Annotated in this window: 19 protein-coding genes, 1 tRNA gene and 2 riboswitches; of the genes, 6 read left to right on the top strand and 14 right to left on the bottom strand. The window is 60.7% G+C overall.

The features are described 5' to 3' along the window. Positions 1-68 precede the first annotated feature (68 nt). The 3 genes from BLS87_RS25170 to cobW form a co-directional block, all read right to left on the bottom strand. Positions 69-1,079, bottom strand: coding sequence for a magnesium chelatase ATPase subunit I (locus BLS87_RS25170; RefSeq protein ID WP_074756807.1), 1,011 nt, complete (start codon positions 1,077-1,079; stop codon positions 69-71). Positions 1,080-1,608: 529 nt separating this feature from the next. Next, positions 1,609-5,373 (bottom strand): cobaltochelatase subunit CobN, encoded by a 3,765-nt coding sequence (gene cobN, locus BLS87_RS25175; RefSeq protein WP_074756809.1) that lies wholly within the window; start codon positions 5,371-5,373, stop codon positions 1,609-1,611. 3 nt (positions 5,374-5,376) lie between these two features. Further along, the gene (gene cobW, locus BLS87_RS25180) at positions 5,377-6,456 is read right to left on the bottom strand and encodes a cobalamin biosynthesis protein CobW (RefSeq protein WP_074756811.1); all 1,080 of its coding nucleotides are present in this window, start codon (positions 6,454-6,456) and stop codon (positions 5,377-5,379) included. Between the two features lie 134 nt (positions 6,457-6,590). After that, a riboswitch (cobalamin riboswitch) is annotated at positions 6,591-6,806 on the bottom strand. A gap of 98 nt (positions 6,807-6,904) precedes the next feature. Beyond that, a riboswitch (cobalamin riboswitch) is annotated at positions 6,905-7,127 on the top strand. A 98-nt stretch (positions 7,128-7,225) separates the two neighbouring features. Between cobW and BLS87_RS25185 the strand changes: the two genes are divergently transcribed. The 4 genes from BLS87_RS25185 to cobM all read left to right on the top strand — a co-directional run bounded on the left by BLS87_RS25185 (position 7,226) and on the right by cobM (position 9,455). Continuing rightward, positions 7,226-7,411 (top strand): CbtB domain-containing protein, encoded by a 186-nt coding sequence (locus tag BLS87_RS25185; protein WP_074756813.1) that lies wholly within the window; start codon positions 7,226-7,228, stop codon positions 7,409-7,411. 11 nt (positions 7,412-7,422) lie between these two features. Further along, positions 7,423-8,142: a CbtA family protein gene (locus tag BLS87_RS25190; RefSeq protein ID WP_074756815.1), complete on the top strand. Its 720-nt coding sequence runs from the start codon at positions 7,423-7,425 to the stop codon at positions 8,140-8,142. Further along, positions 8,139-8,552, top strand: coding sequence for a cobalamin biosynthesis protein (locus tag BLS87_RS25195; protein ID WP_074756817.1), 414 nt, complete (start codon positions 8,139-8,141; stop codon positions 8,550-8,552). Before BLS87_RS25190 ends, BLS87_RS25195 begins: the two co-directional genes overlap by 4 nt. Before the next feature lie 156 nt (positions 8,553-8,708). Beyond that, a complete protein-coding gene (gene cobM, locus BLS87_RS25200; RefSeq protein ID WP_074756819.1) occupies positions 8,709-9,455 on the top strand; it encodes a precorrin-4 C(11)-methyltransferase in 747 nt (248 codons plus the stop codon). Between the two features lie 94 nt (positions 9,456-9,549). Here the strand turns inward: cobM and nfuA are convergent, their stop codons facing one another. From nfuA to BLS87_RS25215, 3 genes are all read right to left on the bottom strand, one after another. Further along, positions 9,550-10,143: a Fe-S biogenesis protein NfuA gene (gene nfuA, locus BLS87_RS25205; protein WP_074756821.1), complete on the bottom strand. Its 594-nt coding sequence runs from the start codon at positions 10,141-10,143 to the stop codon at positions 9,550-9,552. A gap of 111 nt (positions 10,144-10,254) precedes the next feature. After that, complete coding sequence (locus BLS87_RS25210; RefSeq protein ID WP_074756823.1) at positions 10,255-11,274, bottom strand: acyltransferase family protein; 1,020 nt, start codon at positions 11,272-11,274, stop codon at positions 10,255-10,257. Positions 11,275-11,542: 268 nt separating this feature from the next. Beyond that, positions 11,543-13,858, bottom strand: coding sequence for a fatty acid cis/trans isomerase (locus tag BLS87_RS25215; RefSeq protein ID WP_074756825.1), 2,316 nt, complete (start codon positions 13,856-13,858; stop codon positions 11,543-11,545). A 174-nt stretch (positions 13,859-14,032) separates the two neighbouring features. On the opposite strand from BLS87_RS25215, the gene metH reads away from it, so the two are divergent. Continuing rightward, complete coding sequence (gene metH, locus BLS87_RS25220) at positions 14,033-17,746, top strand: methionine synthase (protein ID WP_074756826.1); 3,714 nt, start codon at positions 14,033-14,035, stop codon at positions 17,744-17,746. 160 nt (positions 17,747-17,906) lie between these two features. Here metH and BLS87_RS25225 read toward each other — a convergent pair whose 3' ends face one another. The 3 genes from BLS87_RS25225 to BLS87_RS25230 all read right to left on the bottom strand — a co-directional run bounded on the left by BLS87_RS25225 (position 17,907) and on the right by BLS87_RS25230 (position 18,758). After that, a complete protein-coding gene (locus BLS87_RS25225; RefSeq protein WP_074756828.1) occupies positions 17,907-18,125 on the bottom strand; it encodes a hypothetical protein in 219 nt (72 codons plus the stop codon). 164 nt (positions 18,126-18,289) lie between these two features. Further along, positions 18,290-18,460: a hypothetical protein gene (locus tag BLS87_RS34280; RefSeq protein ID WP_167362103.1), complete on the bottom strand. Its 171-nt coding sequence runs from the start codon at positions 18,458-18,460 to the stop codon at positions 18,290-18,292. A gap of 79 nt (positions 18,461-18,539) precedes the next feature. Continuing rightward, on the bottom strand, positions 18,540-18,758 hold the full coding sequence (locus BLS87_RS25230; protein ID WP_074756830.1) for a hypothetical protein: 219 nt from the start codon (positions 18,756-18,758) through the stop codon (positions 18,540-18,542). 194 nt (positions 18,759-18,952) lie between these two features. Here BLS87_RS25230 and BLS87_RS25235 point away from each other — a divergent pair, with 194 nt between their 5' ends. Further along, positions 18,953-19,210 (top strand): hypothetical protein, encoded by a 258-nt coding sequence (locus BLS87_RS25235; protein ID WP_074756832.1) that lies wholly within the window; start codon positions 18,953-18,955, stop codon positions 19,208-19,210. Between the two features lie 387 nt (positions 19,211-19,597). Here BLS87_RS25235 and BLS87_RS25240 read toward each other — a convergent pair. From BLS87_RS25240 to BLS87_RS25260, 5 genes are all read right to left on the bottom strand, one after another. Beyond that, positions 19,598-19,666, bottom strand: a tRNA-Ser gene (locus BLS87_RS25240). A gap of 127 nt (positions 19,667-19,793) precedes the next feature. Beyond that, positions 19,794-20,075, bottom strand: coding sequence for a hypothetical protein (locus BLS87_RS25245; RefSeq protein WP_074756834.1), 282 nt, complete (start codon positions 20,073-20,075; stop codon positions 19,794-19,796). Next, a complete protein-coding gene (locus BLS87_RS25250; RefSeq protein WP_074756836.1) occupies positions 20,068-20,364 on the bottom strand; it encodes a hypothetical protein in 297 nt (98 codons plus the stop codon). Before BLS87_RS25250 ends, BLS87_RS25245 begins: the two co-directional genes overlap by 8 nt. Positions 20,365-20,454: 90 nt before the next feature. Further along, entirely contained in the window at positions 20,455-20,958 is a 504-nt protein-coding gene (locus tag BLS87_RS25255) for a DUF2514 family protein (protein ID WP_074756838.1), read from the bottom strand. Next, a complete protein-coding gene (locus BLS87_RS25260; RefSeq protein WP_074756840.1) occupies positions 20,955-21,380 on the bottom strand; it encodes a cell wall hydrolase in 426 nt (141 codons plus the stop codon). Before BLS87_RS25260 ends, BLS87_RS25255 begins: the two co-directional genes overlap by 4 nt. Positions 21,381-21,529 lie beyond the last annotated feature (149 nt).

A 21,529-nucleotide genomic window follows, 5' to 3' on the forward strand; every position in this document is an offset into this window, starting at 1 on the left:
TTTGCCACCGCTGAGCCTGCCGGGTCGAGGGCTGGCATCCGCCCCCGTCACATGGCGAGGGCGGATGCCTAGGGCTTTTTTGGCCAGCTCGGCACTTCACGACGCGCACCAGTGGCCACTGGTTGCGCAGGCATTTCACCCCAGTTGCCGTCTCCCTGTTCCGGCGGTTTTTGCGGCGATTGCGCCGGGTTGTCCGGCGCAGCGGAGGTCGGGGACTGTGGCGCTTGAGGCTCACGCCGCCGGTGACGCAAGGCAAACTCGGCCACCGCATCGATATCGTCTTCGGTGATGGACGACGCGCCCCGCCACGCAGCGTGGGCCCGCGCGGCACGCAGCCACACCAGGTCCGCGCGCAGGCCATCGACGCCTGCCGCAAAACAACGCTCGGTGATGGTTGCCAGGCTCGTATCGTCCAGTTCAATGCCCGCCAACAGGCCACGAGCGGTTTCGCAGCGGGCCTTGAGGGCCTGCTGTTCGTGCGCCCATTGTTCGATGAACACTTCGGGCGCCGCATCGAAATCCAGCCGACGGCGAATGATCTGCCCGCGCTGCTGCGGCAGGGTTTGCCCGCTCAACGTCACGTTCAGCCCGAACCGGTCCAGCAACTGCGGGCGTAATTCGCCCTCTTCCGGGTTCATCGTGCCGATCAGGACAAAACGTGCCGCATGGCGATGGGAGATGCCGTCGCGCTCCACCAGATTGACCCCACTGGCCGCGACGTCGAGCAGCAAATCGACCAGGTGGTCCGGCAGCAGGTTGACCTCGTCGACGTACAACACGCCGCCGTCGGCCTTGGCCAGCACGCCCGGCGAGAAGCTGGCCCGGCCTTCGCCCAGCGCCGCATCAAGGTCCAGCGTGCCGACCAGGCGCTCTTCGGTAGCGCCCAGGGGAAGCGTGACAAACTGCCCGCTCGCCAACAGATCCGCCAACCCGCGTGCCAGCGTCGACTTGGCCATGCCACGCGGCCCTTCGATCAACACACCACCGATTTTCGGGTCAATGGCGGTCAGGCACAGCGCCAGCTTCAATTCATCGGCGCCGACCACGGCGGCGAGCGGGAAATGTGGTGTGTCTGTCATGTTCGGGCTCTATTTCGTACATCAAAAGTAAGTATGACGCTGCCCGCTTCTGCCCGGTGGGCGTAGGAGCGTGGCTTGTCCCGCGATCTGCCGGAGCCCGGCAGCAAACCTGCCGAGCGCGATGTATCCAAAACGACCAAGGCACTCAATTCTACTGCCGCTTCGCGCCAGATCGCGGGACAAGCCACGCTCCTACGGCCTTCGGCCAGAATCAAAAGCGTTGAAACGTGTCGTGGCCCGCTTCTGCCAAAGGCGTAGGAGCGCGCTTGCCCGCGATCTGCCGGGAACCGGCAGCAAACCCGGCTGATGCGGTCTCTCTGACACACCGAGTTGCCTGACTCTACTAGCGCTGCGCGGCAGATCGCGGGCAAGGTGGAACGCCACCCCGGTCGCTCCTACGCCCTGCGGGCAGCATCAAAGCCTCCAGAAGAGGCTGTACATGTAGCGTGAGGAAGACAGTTGCTACGGCCTTCGGCCAGAATCAAAAGCATCCGTTCCAGTCGGGTACGCCAGACAATTACCCACCCACTCAGCTCTCTTCTATATCCAGCAACAGGTTTTCCAGCGCCTCGCGGTAAGCGCCGGGCGTCTCCCAAAGGCCGCGCTGCTGCGCTTCCAGCATGCGCTCGGTCATGTCCCGCAAGGCATCCGGGTTGTGTTGCTGGATGAACTCACGGGTCGACGGGTCCAGCAGGTAAGCATCCGCCAGCAACGCGTATTGGTGATCGTCGATCAACTCGGTGGTGGCGTCGAAGGCGAACAGGAAATCCACCGTCGCCGCCATTTCAAACGCGCCCTTGTAGCCGTGACGCTTGACCCCTTCGATCCATTTCGGATTGGCCGCACGAGAACGCACCACCCGGTTCAGTTCTTCCTTGAGGGTGCGAATCTTCGGCAGATCGGGCTGGCTGTGATCGCCATGGTAACTGGCGACCTTGCCGCCACTCAGGCCCTCCACAGCGGCCAGCATGCCGCCCTGGAACTGGTAGTAGTCATTGGAGTCGAGCAGGTCGTGCTCGCGGTTGTCCTGGTTCTGCACCACGGCCTGCACCTGGCTCAGGCGTTTGGCAAAATCGGCCCGTGCCGGCGTGCCTTCATCGGCGGCCCCGTAGGCGTACCCGCCCCAGTTCAGGTACACCTCGGCCAAGTCTTCCCGGGTCTGCCACAAGCGGCCGTCGATGGCGTTTTGCACGCCGGCACCGTAGGCACCGGGTTTGGCACCGAAGATCCGCCAGCCCGCCTGCTTCGCCGCCTGCTCATCGCTCAAGCCTTCATCCTTCAGTTGCGCACGTTCCTGGCGAACGCGTGCGGCCAACGGGTTCATGTCGTCCGGCTCATCCAGCGCCGCCACGGCTTGCACTGCGGCATCGAACAAACGAATCAGGTTGGCGAATGCATCGCGGAAGAAGCCGGAGACGCGAAGCGTCACGTCCACCCGGGGGCGGTCCAGCAAACTCAGCGGCAGAATCTCGAAATCGTCGACCCGCTGGCTGCCGGTCGCCCACACCGGGCGCACGCCCATCAACGCCATGGCTTGAGCGATATCGTCGCCGCCCGTGCGCATCGTCGCCGTCCCCCACACGGACAAGCCCAACTGGCGCAGATAATCACCGTGGTCTTGCAGGTGTCGCTCCAGCAAGAGATTGGCCGACTGGAAGCCGATCCGCCACGCGGTCATGGTGGGCAGGTTGCGCACGTCCACGGAGAAGAAATTACGCCCGGTCGGCAGCACGTCCAGCCGCCCACGACTGGGGGCGCCGCTCGGTCCGGCCGGCACGAAACGTCCGCTCAGCGCGTCCAGCAGACCGCGCATTTCCGCCGGCCCACAGGCATCCAGGCGAGGAATCACAACCTCTTTTATTGCATTAACAACTTCTTTTAATTCATTGTTTCCAAACGCATTAATTGGCTCACCATCAATGAAAACCCGCTCGATCAGTCGGGCCGCATACAGTTCCAGCCGCTCGCGCGTATCGCCGACGGTACGCCACGGATCGCTGCTGACTTCATGCAGTACATGAGGTTTCAAACCGGTCCACGGCTCGCCGAGCACACAGTCCAGCGGGTCGAAATCCAACAGCAGCGCCTTGCTCAAAGCGCGCAACAGGCTGGCCTGCGGACCACGGCCATCACCACGGGGCACGCGCAGGATGGCCAGCAAGGTATCGATGCGCAGCCGTCCGCTGGGCGACTCGCCGAACACGTGCAAGCCATCGCGAATCTGCGACTCCTTCAAGTCGCACAGGTAGGTGTCCAGCCGTGGCAACCAGACCGCTGCATCGGCATCGCTGTCGAGGTCTTCTTCCAGCGCCAGTTCGCGATCGATATGGGTTTCGCGGACCAGACCGAGAATGTCTTTCTGCAGCTCGCGTGCGCGCCGTGGGTCGAGCAACTGGGCTTCGTAATATTCGTCAGCCAGCAGTTCCAGGTTGCGCAGCGGCCCGTAGGTTTCTGCCCGGGTCAGCGGCGGCATCAGGTGGTCGATGATCACGGCCTGGGTACGCCGCTTGGCTTGAGCACCCTCGCCAGGGTCGTTGACGATGAACGGGTAAATGTTCGGCATGGCCCCCAGAATCGCGTCCGGCCAGCAATGTTCCGACAACCCGACGCCTTTACCGGGCAGCCACTCCAGGTTGCCGTGCTTGCCCACATGAATCACGGCATGCGCGCCATAGGTTCTGCGCAGCCAGAAATAGAACGCCAGATAGCCATGGGGCGGCACCAGATCCGGATCGTGGTACACCGCGCTGTGATCGACGTTAAAGCCCCGGGCCGGTTGAATGCCGACGAAGGTCATGCCAAAACGCAGACCGGCGACCATCATCCGCCCGTTGCGGCACATTGGATCGTGCGCCGGTTGGCCCCAACGCTCGATCACCGCCGTGCGATTGGCTTCGGGCAAGGTTTGAAACGCCGACAGGTACTCGTCCATCGCCATGCTCTGATGGCAAGGCCGTTGATCGAGGCTGTCCGGGTCATTGGTGACGCCGCCGAGCAAGGCGTGAATCAGGGCCGTGCCGCTGTGTGGCAGCCCTTCGACGGGGAAGCCTTCGCCCTGCATCGCCGTGAGGATGTTCAGCGCCGCTGCGGGCGTGTCCAGCCCCACGCCGTTACCGATCCGGCCATCCCGGGTCGGGTAATTCGCCAGAATCAGCGCCACGCGCTTATCTGCATTGGCCGTGCGCGCCAGCAACACCCAGCGCCGTGCCAGTTCGGCGACGAAATCCATACGCCCCGGTTGCGCGCGATAGCAGACCACGTCGGACTGACTGCGCTCGCTGTACCAGGCCAGGTCCTTGAAGCTGATCGGTCGGCTGATGATGCGTCCGTCCAGCTCTGGCAACGCAATGTGCATCGCCAGATCCCGGGAGCCAAGCCCTTGCTCGCTGACCTGCCAAGCCGGTTCGTTGTCCTGCGCGCAGATCGCCTGAATAACCGGAATATTGCGCCGGAACGGGCGCAAATGCGGTGCTTCAGGGCTCGACTGGGCAAACCCGGTGGTGTTGAGGATGACCTCACACGCTGTCTCGTCCAGCCAGTCTTGCACGGCGGCCAGGCATGCTGGCTCTTTCAGGCTGGCGACGGCGATGGGCAGCGGGTTCAAGCCTTGCGCCAACAACCGTTCGCAGAAGACATCAATGAAACCGGTGTTGGCCGCCTGCAGGTGCGAGCGATAGAACAGAACCGCCGCCACCGGGTGATCCGTACGCCAGTCGGCTTGCCAGTCAGCCACACCGGCCTGGGCCTTGGTCGGGTGATAAATCGCCGTGCGCGGCAACGTCTGTGGCTCATCCCACGCATAATCGCGCGCCAGCCACCGACTGGCGATGCACCGGAACAACGCCAGCGCATTCTGCTTGCCGCCCTGGCGCAAGTAATGCCAGAGCCGGTCACGGTCTTCGGCGGGTTCAGTGCTCAGGTCGCTAAGCTCTGGATCCGGGCGATCGTCGCCGGGGACCAGAATCAGCTTCACACCCTTCGCTGCCAGCTCCACCAGTCGTTCGACGCCGTAACGCCAGTAACCAATACCGCCGTGCAACGAGATCAGAATGACCTTGGCGTGCCGCAGCACTTCATCGACGTAAAGGTCCACCGACGCATGGTTCTGCACCTGCATGGGGTTGGCCAGACGCAGGCTGGGGTAATCGTCCGGCAATTGCTGCGCGGTTTCCGCGAGCAACGCTAGATGGGAATCGCCGCTGCACAGAATCACCAGCTCGGCGGGGGTTTGCCCGAGGTCAGCGATGCTGTCGTCGGGGACAAAGCCACCGGGCTGGGTGCGCAGCAGGTGCATGGTTTAGCCTTTGAGCTCGGCTGCGGTGACGGCAGCGCGCAACTGAGCCTCAAGCACGCCAGCGTCGAGTTCCTGGCCAATCAGCACCAGATGGGTCAGACGCTCTTCGTCGGCCTTCCAGGCGCGGTCGAAGTGCTTGTCGAACCGGGTGCCGACGCCCTGCACCAACAAACGCATCGGTTTGCCGGGAATCGCGGCAAACCCTTTGACGCGCAGGATGCCGTGCTGAACGACCGCCTGGGTCAAGGCGTCGAGCAGCAGCGCTTCATCGGCCTGCGGCAGCGAGATGGAAATCGAATCGAACGCGTCATGGTCGTGATCGTCGTGGTCATCGCCCTCGTGATGATCGTGGTGCGTCTTGCGCCCGTCGATGTGCAGCTCGGACTCGGCGCCCAGACCCAACAGGACGCTGATCGGCAACTGGCCCTTGCTGGCTTCGATGACTTTCACGGCAGGCGGCAGTTCTTCGGCAACTTCAGCGCGCACTGCGGCCAATGCGTGAGCGTCGAGCATGTCGGCCTTGTTGAGAATGACCAGGTCGGCGCTCGCCAGTTGGTCGGCGAACAGCTCGTGCAACGGGGACTCGTGGTCCAGGTTCGGATCGAGTTTGCGCTGCGCATCGACCTGATCCGGAAATGCCGCGAACGTACCCGCAACGACGGCCGGGCTGTCGACCACGGTGATGACGGCGTCAACGGTGCAGGCGTTGCGGATCTCAGGCCACTGGAAGGCTTGAACCAGCGGTTTTGGCAGAGCAAGGCCGGAGGTTTCGATGAGGATATGGTCCAGATCACCACGGCGGGCAACCAGTTCCTGCATCACCGGGAAGAACTCTTCCTGGACGGTGCAGCACAGGCAGCCGTTGGCGAGTTCATAGACGCGACCGTTGGCTTCTTCTTCGGTGCAGCCGATGGTGCATTGCTTGAGGATTTCGCCGTCGATGCCCAGCTCGCCGAACTCGTTGACGATCACCGCGATACGGCGCCCTTCGGCGTTGTCGAGCATGTGACGCAACAGGGTGGTTTTGCCCGAACCGAGAAAGCCGGTGACGATGGTGACAGGAAGTTTGGCCAGTGTTTTCATCGGATGCCCTATGGCGTAGCGGCGGGCAAGCAGGACGAGAACCGCGCAGCCGTCGAGGTCGACAGGCTCGCCATTCGATTCGCCACCGGATCACCCCGCCCGATTGTAATGAGAATTCGCAGGGCCTTGCTCAAAGCAGGCCCGTCTTCGAGGCAGGTCTCCTGGCTCACGGCGGCGAAGTGGCTGACACGATCGTCAGGCCGCTCGCGTTCATCACGCCTTCCCGCTCGCGCAGTGGCTGTGCAATGAACATGACCGTTTACAGTTGCGGGGGCAGCTGCGGCATGTACCGCATTCCCTTCTTAGCGCCGGTGTCAGGAAACCCGAGCCGGCGAACCTCAAGTGCGCAAGGCTACGCAGTGGTCAGGCGAAGGTCAACGAGCAAACGTTTGATGGCCAAGCAGTCAGCTGCCGCCTGCCGATTGACTGAGGCCCGGCACCGTGGTCTCCTACACGCCTTGTTACGGGTGCCCTTCACAGGGTGAAACGGGAAACCGGTGCGCGCAGACCTCAGGGTGTGTGCAAGTCCGGCGCTGCCCCCGCAACGGTAAGCGAGTGAAGAGTCAGATCCACTGTGTCGGTAGCGATATGGGAAGGCGATTCTTGAAGGCATGTGGCAGTTGCACGTGTCCCTCGCAAGCCCGGAGACCGGCCCGACAACGACACATAACGAACCCGCGGTGGGCGGGCGCTGTTGAGTTCACGGCTAACGCTCGTCCGCCGTGTGCCTTGCGCCTTCCTGTCCGCTGACATTTCAGAGGGAAGCGCCATGTCGATCAGCACCACCCGCCAGACATCCAGCCACATCACGACTCAGACCCAACGCCTGACCGCCGCCATCAGCGCGATGATCCTTGGCGCGTGCCTGGTGTACTTCGCCGGTTTCTCGCATATCGACGCCGTGCACAACGCTGCGCACGATACCCGTCACAGCGCCGCCTTCCCTTGCCATTGAGACCTGTCGCCATGTTCAAGCGAATCGCTCAAACAGCCGGCTTCACGGGACTGCTCGCCGCCCTGCTGCTGACCCTGCTGCAAAGCTTCTGGGTCGCCCCTTTGATCCACGAAGCCGAAACTTATGAGAAAGCCCCGGCCGCCGAACAGCACGCGCATGGTGAAGGTGCCATGGCCGCTCATGTCCACGACGAAGAGGCCTGGGAACCCGAAGATGGCTGGCAGCGCGTGCTGTCTACCACCGGCGGGAACCTGGTGGTCGCGGTCGGTTTCGCGCTGATGCTGGCCGCGCTCTACACCTTGCGCACGCCGACTGCCACGCGCCAAGGCGCCCTTTGGGGGCTGGCCGGTTTTGCCGTGTTCGTCCTGGCGCCAACCCTGGGCTTGCCGCCTGAGCTGCCGGGCACAGCGGCCGCCGACCTGACTCAGCGTCAAATGTGGTGGGCGAGTACTGCCGCCTCGACGGCAGTCGGTCTGGCGCTGATCGTCTTCGCCCGTCACGGGCTGTTGAAAGTGCTGGGGGCCGTGATCCTGGTGATTCCACACGTCGTTGGCGCACCCCAGCCAGACGTTCATTCGGCATTGGCGCCGCAGGCACTGGAAGCACAATTCAAGATCGCCTCGTTGCTGACCAACGCCGCCTTCTGGATTGCGATGGGCCTGATCAGCGCCTGGCTGTTTCGCCGTGGCGAAGCGCAAGCGGATCACGCAGGACTGAACCACGCGCTATGAGTGAACCCGGCAACCGGCCGATTCGGGTGATCGGCCTGGGCTGCCAGCGCGGTTGCCCGGCGTCGGCGCTGCTGGGGCTGATTGACGTCTGCCTGCGGGAACACGCGCTGACATTGAGCGATGTCACCGCCCTTGCCTCCATTGACAGCAAATCGACCGAGGCCGGGCTGCTGGCGCTGGCGGAACAGCTCGAGATGCCGATCGGTTTTTTCAGCGCGGATGAGCTTGCGGTTTTCGAGCCGCGCCTGAGCCACCGCTCACAGATCGCTTTCGACCACACGGGTTGTTATGGCGTGGCAGAGAGTTCGGCAATGGCGATGGCGTCGCGATTAAGCGGCTCGCCTGTCACGTTGCTGATCGAACGTCGCAACAGTTCTCAAGCAACCTTCGCGTTGGCTTCCACGTTGTAATGCCATTTCCCTGTGGGAGCGAATTCATTCGCGAATCGGAATTTCAGGCGCCGAATGTGCAGGCGCCTGGACGATTTTTCGCGAATGAATTCGCTCCCACAGAAATCGTGCCTGCCCCGAGTGCAGAAGTACAAGAGTGAGTAATCTGGAGACCCCATGACCGTTTTCTTCATCGGCGCAGGCCCCGGCGATCCGGACCTGATCACCGTCAAAGGCCAGCGTCTGATCCGCACTTGCCCGGTGATCATCTATGCCGGATCGCTGGTCCCGGAGGCCGTTCTGGAAGGCCATCAGGCGGTTCAGGTGACAAACAGTGCAGCGTTACACCTGGAACAGATCATCACCCTGATGAAATCTGCTCATGCAAACGGCCAGGACGTGGCGCGTGTGCACTCCGGCGACCCGAGCCTGTATGGCGCCATTGGCGAGCAGATTCGTTGCCTGCGCGAGTTGGGCATCCCCTTCGAAATCATCCCCGGCGTCACCGCCACGGCGGCGTGTGCCGCCCTGCTGGGCACCGAACTGACGCTGCCCGATATTTCCCAAAGCGTGATTCTGACCCGGTATGGCGACAAGACCGCGATGCCGGAAGGCGAGGCGTTGGGGGACCTCGCGCAGCACAAGGCAACGATGGCGATTCATCTGGGGGTCAATAATCTCGCAAAGATCGTCGCGGAGCTGGCACCGCACTACGGCTTGGACTGCCCGATTGCAGTCGTTCATCGCGCCAGCTGGCCGGATCAGGATTGGGCGGTCGGGACGCTTTCTGATATCGAACAAAAGGTGCAGGAAAAGGGTTTCAGGCGCACGGCGTTGATTCTGGTGGGGCGGGTGTTGGGAAATGACGTGTTCAGCGAGTCATCGCTGTATCGGGCCGGGCATGCGCATGTGTTCAGGTCTTAAAACGCGCGCATAACTGACACGACACGCCTACAGAAACTGTGCGCCAAACAAAAAGCCCCGAACCAGTCGGGGCTTTGTGTGCAGTAGAAATCACTCAGTAGTAAGCGTTTTCTTTCTGAGTGTGGTCAGTCACGTCACGCACGCCGGACAACTCAGGAATGCGCTCCAGCAACGTGCGCTCGATGCCTTCCTTGAGCGTCACGTCAGCCTGACCGCAACCTTGGCAACCACCCCCGAACTGCAACACGGCGATGTTGGCCTCGTCTTCCTCGACCACATCGATCAGAGTAACCTGACCACCGTGGCTCGCCAGACCCGGGTTGATCTCGGTCTGCAGGTAGTAGTTGATGCGCTCGTTGATCGGGCTGTCGGCATTGACCATGGGCACTTTGGCGTTCGGCGCCTTGATGGTCAGCTGACCACCCATGCGGTCAGTGGCGTAGTCGACCACTGCGTCATCCAGGAACGCTTCGCTGAACGAATCGATCCAGGCCGTAAAGCTTTTGAGGCCAATGGCTTTGTCTTCAGGCTTTTCTTCGCCTGGCTTGCAATAAGCAATGCAGGTTTCAGCGTATTGGGTGCCAGGCTGGGTAATAAACACGCGGATGCCGATGCCGGGAGTGTTCTGCTTTTCCAGCAGATCGGCCAGGTAATCGTGGGCGGCATCGGTAATAGTAATAGCGGTCATGAAAATTCCTCGCAGACGTGAGGCGGAGTTTACGCCATTCCACGGCAACTGACAAAGTCCTAGTATTTCGCTCAGGTAATTTCGACGAGCCCCGTCATCGCGCCCGCGCTGTCAGGGAACGGCCACCTCCTTAGCCTCCCTTCTACCGTCCAGCCAACCTTTCATGCGGCGATACAACCCTTTCTCGATCCACTCGTAGCTCAGCCACGCGCCAAGCGCGATCACCGGGACGCACACGGCGAATGCCACGTACGGATTGACCCCGAACCGCTGAGTGGTCAGCCAGCCGCCGTACAACACCAGCACATGCAGCAGGTACACCGAATAGGAGCAGTCACCCATGGTTTTGAGCAGGCGACTGCCGCGCATGTAAGGTTCCAGCGAAATACACGCCACCACGATTACTGCGCTGGGCAGTCCCCAGTTGATGATGCGCAGGTCCGGGGGGAGCTGCTTGATTGTCAGCAACGCGCAACCGATGGCCAGCAACGGCAGCCACAGTCGCTCGGTGATCCAGCCGCGGCGGTAGATGACCCCAATACCGATGCCGAGCAAAAATTCATAAACGATATCGTTGGCATAGAAACGACTGATCAGCCCTGAACGCCCGAGCACGTCGGTCACCGCGAACAACGCGGCGGCGACGATCAACGGGCGTAAGCGCTGCTGGAACAGGAACACCATCGAAAACAGGACGTAGAACAGCATTTCGTAGTTCAGCGTCCAACCCACGTTCAATGTCGGGTACAGACCATAACCACCGGGGTTTTCAGACGGGATGAACATCAGCGAAAGAATGAAACTCTGCCAGTCCACGACCTGATGCGGCAACAAAGGATGCGCGACGACCACCAGCAGCCCCATCACGAGGGTGTAGAGCCAATAGGCGGGGACGATGCGGATAATGCGGTTGAGCATGAAACGGCTGGCGGGTATGTCCTTGTCCACCGTCGACAGGTAGATCACCAGACCGCTGATGACGAAGAAGATGTCGACCCCTACAGCACCCTTTTCAGTAAAAAACCGGCCGATGGGGCCGCTGGGATGAAAGTCGAAAAAAATCTGCATGAAGTGGTGACACACAACGGCCCACGCGGCGAGTGCCCGCAGGGCTTGAACCGAAATCAACATCGCTAACCTCTTGCTTCGTCGGGTTTGACCCACGATCAGGACCTCCAAAAAGGCCGCGCTTGCAGGACGACTCACAGGGTCCGACTTCAAGATTTGCAAAAAGGTTCGGCGGGGCTGACCGGCTGCATAATGGCTGCAGGCCATGTTTTATAAGGCTTTTCCCGTTATACCCCGAACCTGTAGGCGTGAGCGTGCTCGCGATGGCGGTCTCTCAGTAGCAATTTTTTTGCGGACACCGTCGCGAGCAAAGTCACTCCTGCAGAGATCATCAGAGGTTTTCATACCGGTTCATATCGAGCACACCCGCCTCGGCCGGCTCGGTCTCTTGAATGTAGTGATCCAGGTCATGGAAATACGTCCAGAACAACGGATTGCTGCGACGCACGCCCCAACGCTCGACGATTTTCTCGAACGCTTCCTTGTGCTCATGGGCTTGCTCCATCGCATCGACAAAGGCACTGACCTCATTGGCTGGAATGTTGAAGATGAAGTTCGGATAACTGCTGAGCACACCCGGATAAATCGTCAAGCTGTCCAGACCCGGCTGATAGCGGTACGCCTCGCCCAGCAGGAACGCCACGTTACCGTGGGCCCGGTTGCGCAACATGCTGTAGACGATTCGCTTGCCGCTCCCGTCCTGAATCCGCAGCATCGTTGCTTCCGGCAGCCTGTCGATGACCCGCAAGCCCGCTGCAGGTCGCGAAACCAGTCGGCTGAGCGACTGCTCGACATCGCTGAACACCGGCCCGATGCCTGGCCGAGAGCAATAGGCGCCGGTGCAGCGGTTGATCGGATCCGGCGTAGCGTTGAGCGTCCCGGCCCTCTCCACCAGCTTGCGCTGGAAGTCGTGCTTGGGGTCCTTTTCATCGAGCTTCATGCCCGTGGGCGTGTCGTCGTCGATGGCTTGATAATCCATCCACATCTTCACCTTGCCGCTGTTCTGATACCAACTGCCCAGGATGTCGTCGCGCTTGTTCGCAGGCATCAGGCGCAGGAAGTTGACCTCGGCGCCGTTGCGGATCAAGTCGAAATACAGCCGCGTCTGCACCTGATGGGAGACGTTGCCGTACACGTCGAAATTGACCACCAACTGGTAATAAGTGCGCTCCAGCAGTGGATAGTCGAACAGCCAGACCGTGGTGGGCAGATCGCCAATCAGGCCCTTGTTGACGGTGGCGCTGTCAAAGTGACGGAAGATGGTCAGCAGCGCGTTGTCGTTGCCAGCCCACAATGTCGCCCAACCCGGTGGCGGCATGTGTGCATAGGCATCGCTGCGCAGCTCCTCATACTCGTTACGCTTGTCGCGGTAGTCGTGCCACAGGCTCAGCACACTGCCGACATCGTCGTTCTGCCCTGGCATCGCCAACAGCGGCGTGGCCTTGCCGCGATAGACCGCATCGGTGATGTAGCGGTCATGGGCGGGTTCCTGGAATAGCGCCCAGAAATGGTCGCGAATGACGTCAGTTGCAATCTGGCCGCGACACACCGGACCCCGAATGAAGGTTCTGACGAAGTATTCCGCGTTATCCAGCATGAACTGGTACCGGGCAACCGCCGGGATTTCCTTGAACGTGTCGAACGGGTTGGCCCGACGCTGCGGGCTATAACCCGGCAGCTCGGTGGCGTGCCAGTTACCGCTGTAAAACAGCTGCTTGACCCGATCCAGCTTCTGCGGACCCATCGGATAGGTGATGTGGGTCTTGTGAACGATGACGCCTTGCACCGGCATCAGGCGGTAATAGAAGGTCGTGCCCGGATCGTCATCCGGACGGCGAGTCGCGATCAGGTCCACCGGCTGGCCGCTCGGCGTGCGTGAACGCACCCATTGAAAGAAATGCCCCGGTTCGCCGCCGGTGAAATAAATGTGCGCAAGAAACAGGTGTTCGTACAGCCAGCGCGCTACCAGGGCTTCGGTCGAGCCGGGCCGATTGAAGAGGTTTTCCCAGTCGGTGATCTGCGCCGCTTCCGCCGGACTTGCCTGCAACGGGGTCTGGTCCACCGGCGCCCCGGCTGCCAGCCAGCTTTGCAAGGTGCTGTACTGCGCGTCGCTCAGGCCAGTCACCGCCAGCGGCATGCCCTGACCGGGATGGGACTTGGCATACCCCTCGAACTCCTGGGGCAACGGGCACATGTTCTCGCGATTGAGCCCCAGCACGATGTCGTCCGGGATCCTGGCGTTGGGCACCAGCGGCGCGCTGTGACCGAACTCCAGCATCTTCGCCATCAGCGCAGCCTGGTTGCTCTGGCCATCGAGTACGGAATAAAAGCCTTTCTTGCGCCAGGCCTCAGGGCCTTGGGCATCGTAGAAAATCCGCGTCGGCGCCACCGCCTGACTGCGATCGCCCTGATACACCGGCACTTTGGACGCCCCGCGTAACACCCCTTCCCCACTGCCCAGATTCAGCTGGCAGGCCGCATCGTTGCAGGCGTGGCAAGCAACGCACTTCTCGGTGAAGATTGGCTGAATGTCCCGACTGTAAGAAATGGCCGGGTGCGGAACGGTTGATTGCGGGAGAGGCGACTGCGCGAGCGCTGCACCGCAAAACATCAAGGCCACAACCGTGGCAAACACGCGATGCAACATGGAACGAACGTCCTGAATGTGAAAAATGCCTGATGATTCTACCTGTGGCGAGCGGCCATCAACATGAACAGAATTCATGTAAATTGCGCGACGGTTTAAAACCGTACAGGTTTGCTATTATTTCGCACCTTTCGGCAGCACCTTATTTCGTATTTCTTCGTCCGGGTACTCTTCATGTCAGATCGCAGCGCGCGTCTTCAAGCACTTCAGCAGGCTCTCAAAGAGCGAATCCTGATTCTCGATGGCGGCATGGGCACCATGATCCAGAGCTATCGCCTGGAGGAAGAAGACTACCGCGGCAAGCGCTTTGCCGACTGGCCAAGCGACGTCAAGGGCAACAACGATTTGCTGATCCTGACGCGGCCGGACGTCATCGGTGCGATCGAAAAGGAATACCTGGACGCCGGCGCCGACATCCTCGAAACCAACACCTTCAACGCCACCCAGGTCTCTCAGGCCGACTACGGGATGGAAGCGCTGGTGTATGAACTGAACGTGGAAGGCGCCCGCCTTGCCCGTCAGGTCGCCGACGCCAAGACCCTGGAAACACCGGACAAGCCGCGCTTCGTCGCTGGCGTGCTCGGCCCGACCAGCCGCACCTGCTCGCTGTCTCCGGACGTCAACAACCCCGGCTATCGCAACGTCACCTTCGACGAGCTGGTGGAGAACTACACCGAAGCCACCAAGGGGCTGATCGAAGGCGGTGCGGACATGATCCTCATCGAAACCATTTTCGACACCCTGAACGCCAAGGCGGCGATCTTCGCCGTGCAAGGCGTGTTCGACGAGATCGGCTTCGAGCTGCCGATCATGATCTCGGGCACCATCACCGATGCCTCTGGCCGTACCCTGTCGGGCCAGACCACCGAAGCGTTCTGGAACTCGGTGCGTCACGCCAACCCGATCTCGGTGGGCTTGAACTGCGCATTGGGCGCCAGCGAGCTGCGCCCGTACCTCGAAGAACTGTCCAACAAGGCCGACACCCACGTGTCGGCGCACCCGAATGCGGGCCTGCCAAACGAGTTCGGCGAGTACGACGAAGCGCCCGCCGAGATGGCCAAGGTCGTCGAAGAGTTCGCCCAGAGCGGCTTCCTCAACATCGTCGGCGGTTGCTGCGGTACCACGCCGGCTCACATCAAAGCCATTGCCAACATCGTCGCCAACTATGCACCGCGCGCCATTCCGGACATTCCCAAGGCCTGCCGCCTCTCGGGCCTTGAGCCGTTCACCATCGACCGCAGTTCGCTGTTCGTCAACGTCGGCGAACGCACCAACATCACCGGCTCCGCCCGCTTCGCCCGCCTGATCCGTGAAGACAACTACACCGAAGCCCTGGAAGTCGCCCTGCAACAGGTCGAAGCCGGCGCTCAGGTGATCGACATCAACATGGACGAAGGCATGCTGGACTCGAAGAAGGCCATGGTGACCTTCCTCAACCTGATTGCCGGCGAACCGGACATCTCCCGCGTGCCGATCATGATCGACTCCTCGAAATGGGAAGTGATCGAAGCCGGCCTCAAGTGCATTCAGGGCAAGGGCATCGTCAACTCGATCAGCATGAAGGAAGGTGTCGAGCAGTTCATCCACCACGCCAAGCTGTGCAAGCGCTACGGCGCTGCGGTGGTGGTGATGGCGTTCGACGAGGCCGGTCAGGCCGACACCGAAGCGCGCAAGAAAGAAATCTGCAAACGCTCCTACGACATTCTGGTCAATGAAGTCGGCTTCCCGCCGGAAGACATCATCTTCGACCCGAACATCTTCGCCGTCGCCACTGGCATCGAGGAGCACAACAACTACGCAGTCGACTTCATCAATGCCTGCGCCTACATCCGCGACGAGCTGCCGTATGCACTGACGTCCGGCGGCGTCTCCAACGTGTCGTTCTCGTTCCGGGGCAACAACCCGGTGCGCGAGGCGATTCACTCGGTGTTCCTGCTGTACGCCATCCGCAGCGGCCTGACCATGGGCATCGTCAACGCCGGCCAGCTGGAAATCTACGACGAGATTCCTGCCGAGCTGCGCGACGCGGTGGAAGACGTGGTGCTGAACCGCACCCCCAATGGCACCGATGCGCTGCTGGCGATTGCCGACAAGTACAAAGGCGATGGGTCGGTCAAGGAAGCTGAAACCGAGGAATGGCGCGGCTGGGACGTCAACGAGCGCCTCAAACACGCGCTGGTCAAAGGCATCACCACCCACATTGTCGAGGACACCGAGCTTTCGCGTCAGTCCTTCGCACGCCCCATCGAGGTCATCGAAGGCCCGTTGATGGCGGGCATGAACGTGGTCGGCGACCTGTTCGGTTCGGGCAAGATGTTCCTGCCGCAGGTGGTGAAATCCGCCCGCGTGATGAAGCAGGCGGTTGCGCACCTGATCCCGTTCATCGAAGCGGAAAAAGGCGACAAGCCGGAGGCCAAGGGCAAGATCCTGATGGCCACGGTCAAGGGCGACGTCCACGACATCGGCAAGAACATCGTCGGCGTCGTGCTGGGCTGTAACGGTTACGACATCGTCGACCTCGGCGTCATGGTGCCTGCGGAGAAGATCCTGCAGGTGGCCAAGGATGAGAAGTGCGACATCATCGGCCTGTCGGGCCTGATCACACCGTCGCTGGACGAGATGGTTCACGTCGCCCGCGAAATGCAGCGTCAGAACTTCAGCCTGCCACTGATGATCGGCGGCGCGACCACCTCCAAAGCCCACACGGCCGTGAAGATCGAGCCCAAATACAGCAATGACGCGGTGATCTACGTGACCGACGCTTCGCGCGCCGTGGGCGTGGCCACCCAGTTGCTGTCCAAGGAACTGAAAGCCGGTTTCATCGAGAAAACCCGCGCCGAATACGTGGAAGTGCGTGAGCGCACCTCGGCCCGCAGCGCCCGGACCGAACGTTTGAGCTACAGCGCGGCAATCGCCAAGAAGCCACAGTTTGACTGGGCCAGCTATCAGCCGGTCAAGCCGACGTTTACCGGCGTCAAGGTACTGGAAGACATCGACCTCAACGTACTGGTCGATTACATCGACTGGACCCCGTTCTTTATCTCGTGGGACCTGGCGGGCAAATACCCGCGCATCCTCACGGACGAAGTCGTGGGTGAAGCAGCGACCTCGCTGTTCAACGACGCCCAGGAACTGCTGCGCAAACTGATCGACGAGAAACTGATCCGCAGCCGCGCGGTGTTCGGCTTCTGGCCCGCCAATCAGGTGGACCATGACGACCTGGAGCTGTACGGCGATGACGGTCAGCCGCTGGCAAAGCTGCATCACCTGCGCCAGCAGATCATCAAGACCGACGGCAAGCCGAACTTCTCGCTCGCCGACTTCGTGGCACCCAAAGGCAGTGGCGTGACCGACTACGTCGGCGGCTTCATCACCACCGCCGGCATCGGTGCCGAAGAAGTGTCCAAGGGCTATCAGGACAAGGGCGACGACTACAACGCGATCATGGTCAAAGCGCTGGCCGATCGTCTGGCCGAAGCCTGCGCCGAATGGCTGCACCAGCAAGTGCGTAAAGACTATTGGGGCTACGCCACCGACGAGCAACTGGACAACGAGGACCTGATCAAAGAGAAATACGTCGGCATCCGCCCTGCCCCCGGCTACCCGGCCTGCCCGGACCACACCGAGAAAGGCGTCCTGTTCGACCTGCTGGACCCGACCCAGGACGGTGAGGGCAAACCTGGCATCAGCGGCGTCTTCCTGACCGAGCACTACGCGATGTTCCCTGCAGCGGCCGTCAGCGGCTGGTACTTCGCCCACCCACAGGCGCAGTACTTCGCCGTCGGCAAAGTCGACAAGGATCAGGTGGAAAGCTACAACGCCCGTAAGGGGCAGGAGATGCGCGTCACCGAGAGATGGCTGGCGCCGAACCTTGGGTATGACGAGTAAACGTAAGGGCTGACCGTAATTGGCTCAGCCGGATGAGCGGCAAACGTAGAGCAGCCCGGCGAACGCCGGGCTGTTTTATTTAGGACGGATTCTCGCCGGTCAACGCTCAACAGAGGCGGCATCGATGCGCACCGCTCCGGAGCTCTATCGCGGCCGTGCCTTAGCGAAAACGGCCTTGCTGCATCAGCTCTAATGCTTCGGGCAAACCCAGATGCGAGTGCAGATTGGCAAAAGAGTCCTGCTGATGGAGAACTGCTGACTTCCAGGCGACACCGCCCATCGATGAGCTGGACACCATCTTCATCATGTTGAGAGTGGATTCATCCAGCGCGAGCAGAAGCGTGTGGGCCGTAAAGCGGAAATCGTCTGCAGTTTGCATGCGGAAAAAACCTTTAGCTGAAGCAATCGGTTATCGATTCCATCTATCTATGAGCGATGGTTGATCAGCTAATTCAACTAAACCGGATCGACGGTCTGTTTCAGTTGGCTTCGCAGAAGAAATGACCCGATGAGGCCGTCGGCGTACACCGGATTAGTCGCGCGTCAATTAACGATCAGCGCGCAGGCGAGCAGTGACAAACCCAGTCCTGTGAGGGCCGGGATGTTGTAGATCAGCCCAACCCCCAACAAAGGAACCCCGACGATAAAGGTAGGATCGCGAAGAAATGCAAAAGCTTTCAATTCCGCTGCTCCAGTACGATGAGCAGCCAGCATAGCACCGGGACCTCAGCCTCAAACACTCATCTGCGCGTCGAGAACTGTCTCCACGCCTACCCCGCTGGTCCCTACGGCGTCACGCGATGTTCAGGAGGCTCACTGGCGGCTTCTCGTCCGCCTTGAGGTACAAGTAATCACGCCAGTTTCGAAAAGCGCGCTGCTGTCGGTCAAAGGCCGCCTGCCATTGTGGACAGCCGACTTGATCGACCCCGATCGCCATCATCTGCTCAGTGGCTTCATCCAGCTCTTTGATTAAATCGAGCGCATTGGGTACATCAAAAACATTCGGTCGCATAAATTCCATTTCCTTTGGCTATCCCATTGAGTAGCCAACCTCTTGATAGTGCTTATGTTCCGACGAGCGGCTGTTTTCGTCGCCAGGCTCTAGCCTGCCTTTTAGGGCGGAGGGGCCGGAGGTTATGCTTGCCAGGCAACTCTCCGAACTCAAGGTAGCCTTGCGCATAATCGTTTTTGGCGAAGGGGGCAAAAATGTCGGATTTGAATGAACAGCTCTGTAAAGGCGATTGGGTCAGGCTGGCGCGCATCGAGCCATCCGCGACCGTACGTGTTGACTGGATCAACGCCAGGGAGGCAGCGCCAGGCGATATCGCGATTGTCGAAGAGGTATACGAATCCTCCGTACAGCTGCTTTGCGAGCCTAAGCCCGGTTTCATTGAATGGAGAACCCTTTTCACGCTGGAAGGGCTGTCGTACGACGTGGTCTCGGCTCCGAATGCGACTGCTTGAAGCTGAGGCAAAAAAGCCCAGCACAGGGCTGGGCTTCCAATTAAACGCAGGTGCCACCTTTGTGATGGGATCCGGTCCCACCAGTCGGATGCGTGCCCTTAGGACAAGCAGACGCGGATACTGACACTATCGACAGCAGAGCGACTAACCCAGCGATTGCGATTCTCTTCATAACGCCTCCATGCACTGCGGGATGCAGTTCAAGGCTATCGGCTTACGAGACACTGGCTTGAGTTAAAGGCAAACAAAGCGTCGCTAACCGATTTGAGAGGACCGGTTCTGACGATTTTGAAAAGGATGCAGGCATAAAGAAATGACGAATCACCCAAAAGTCACGCGCATGAAAAAGCCCAACCTGAAAAGATTGGGCTAAGTCATTGAAATATATGGTCGGGACGGAGTGATTCGAACACTCGACCCCTAGCACCCCATGCAAGCGGACTGGCCTACAGCCCGCGTAACGTAAGGCTCTCCGGCTTGGCGCTCGCTGCAACGATGCCTAACCGTGCTTTACCGCAAATCACTATGTCACTCGGAAAGTCACTATGGCTTTTGGGCCATGTCTCCGGCGTTCTGCCGACGTTCACCCCCTCCCTTTTATTACCTGCAACCCATCGGCCCGGTCTGTCGCTCCACTGGAGAACAGACCGATCCGCTCAGCCTCCTCCCATTCGACCAGCGCCCAGAGTCGCGCGGCGTCGGAAAGCTCGAGCATCTCGTTCAATTCCTCCTCGCCAACCTGGTGCATTCGGCCGGCGAGCATCGCCAGTCCAACCAGCTTTGCCCGGTGGCCCTCAGGATCGGTGATCAGGTCGTCGCGCGATTTGATTGCCGCGCGCCAGTCGGCCAGCGGATCATCACTCAATGCGGCACCACCACGATTGGAAGTAGAAGGCCCCGTCGACTTCCTCAACGCCCGAAATGTTCATGCCCAACGTGGCCATGCTGGTGACGTCGGCATCGAACAGCGGCGGCAATGCGTGAGGACTGCCGGGCGCCGTATTGAACGCGCTGGCTACCATCGTCGCGCGACCGAGCACGCTGTTGCGGTCTTCATTTATATGGATGTCGCCTTTGATGGCGGTCGCGGCGCTGATTTCTTGCCTGGTGAGCGCGACACCGAGGCGGCGACGCGGCGTGATGAGGAAATGCATGGATGAATCTCAATACTGTACGAATATACAGTTAACGAGAATTCGAGGAGGCGGGTCAATACTGTATGAGATGAGCGCCGACAGATGACCTCAATGCTTGATCAATGATTGGTAGGAGCGCTCGCAGGCCAATCCGGCCCGACGACTTGCTGTAAGCGCTGTCGCCAGTTCGCCCGCATATCCATCAGCTTCTGATCGCAGCTCGGCGAGCAGATCGGTAAGGTCGTTGATTGTTTTGCCTCGAGCGGCAAGGCGGGAATTGAGGGCGGCGCGGTCGGTGAGCAGCTTTCCGATTTGGTCGCGCAAGCTGTCATTATCAGCATGCTGCTGAGCAGCAAGAGCATCATCTTTCTGTTTCTGGTCTGCTGCATCGTTGCGCACCTGGTCAATGTCGCGTTGGCGTTGCTGTTCGGTCTCGCGCGCCTTCTCGCTTGCCTGCTGGGCCTTGGTGGCGATATCGGTCTTGTAGTCTGCATAGTCGGTACGCACGCCGCTGAGCTGGATAGTCTGATATCCAAGCCCCACAGCCAGCGCTACGATCAACGCCATGACTGCACACGCCCAGGCAGGCACCAGCTTAAGAGCGGAAATCATGGTACGTCCCTGAAAAAGATGTGATGCCCGAGCTTCAGCGTCTGCGTGGCCTTTGCAGCCCAGGCCGGTGGCTTCGGCATCGTGGTCGCGTAGTAGTGAGTGGCGCCGCCGGTTGGGTCGGGCTTCAGCCCTACAATGACCTGCTCAGCAGCGAGCCGGCACATTGTGAACTCAGCCGCCGGAATTGGCTTCGCGCCACTGAGCATCGGGTAGTTCGGGTCGTTCTTGTTCCAGCAACTGAACTGCCATGGCTTCTGACACGCCCCGGCATAGCCCTCGCCCCACCACGACTTCTCCTTGCCGTCCTCGACGCGGTTCCGGATCGCCCAGGCCACGGCCACCATCCCTGCCAGTCCTTCTCCGCGGGCCTCGCCAAATAGCGTGCGCGCCAGCACGTCACGATCTTTCTCGGTTACATCCATTGCATTTCTCCAGGCAAAAAAATACCCGCTCAATGGCGGGCCTTTGGTGATCGTTACCTCAACCAGGCTGAACCGGGCGGAACGCTGAATCGGGGTAGTGCTCCGCCCCATCCTTCCATGCGCGCACTTTGGTTCGGTAATCGCGCCAC

It is taken from the genome of Pseudomonas abietaniphila (genome assembly GCF_900100795.1).
Lineage (GTDB): Bacteria > Pseudomonadota > Gammaproteobacteria > Pseudomonadales > Pseudomonadaceae > Aquipseudomonas > Aquipseudomonas abietaniphila.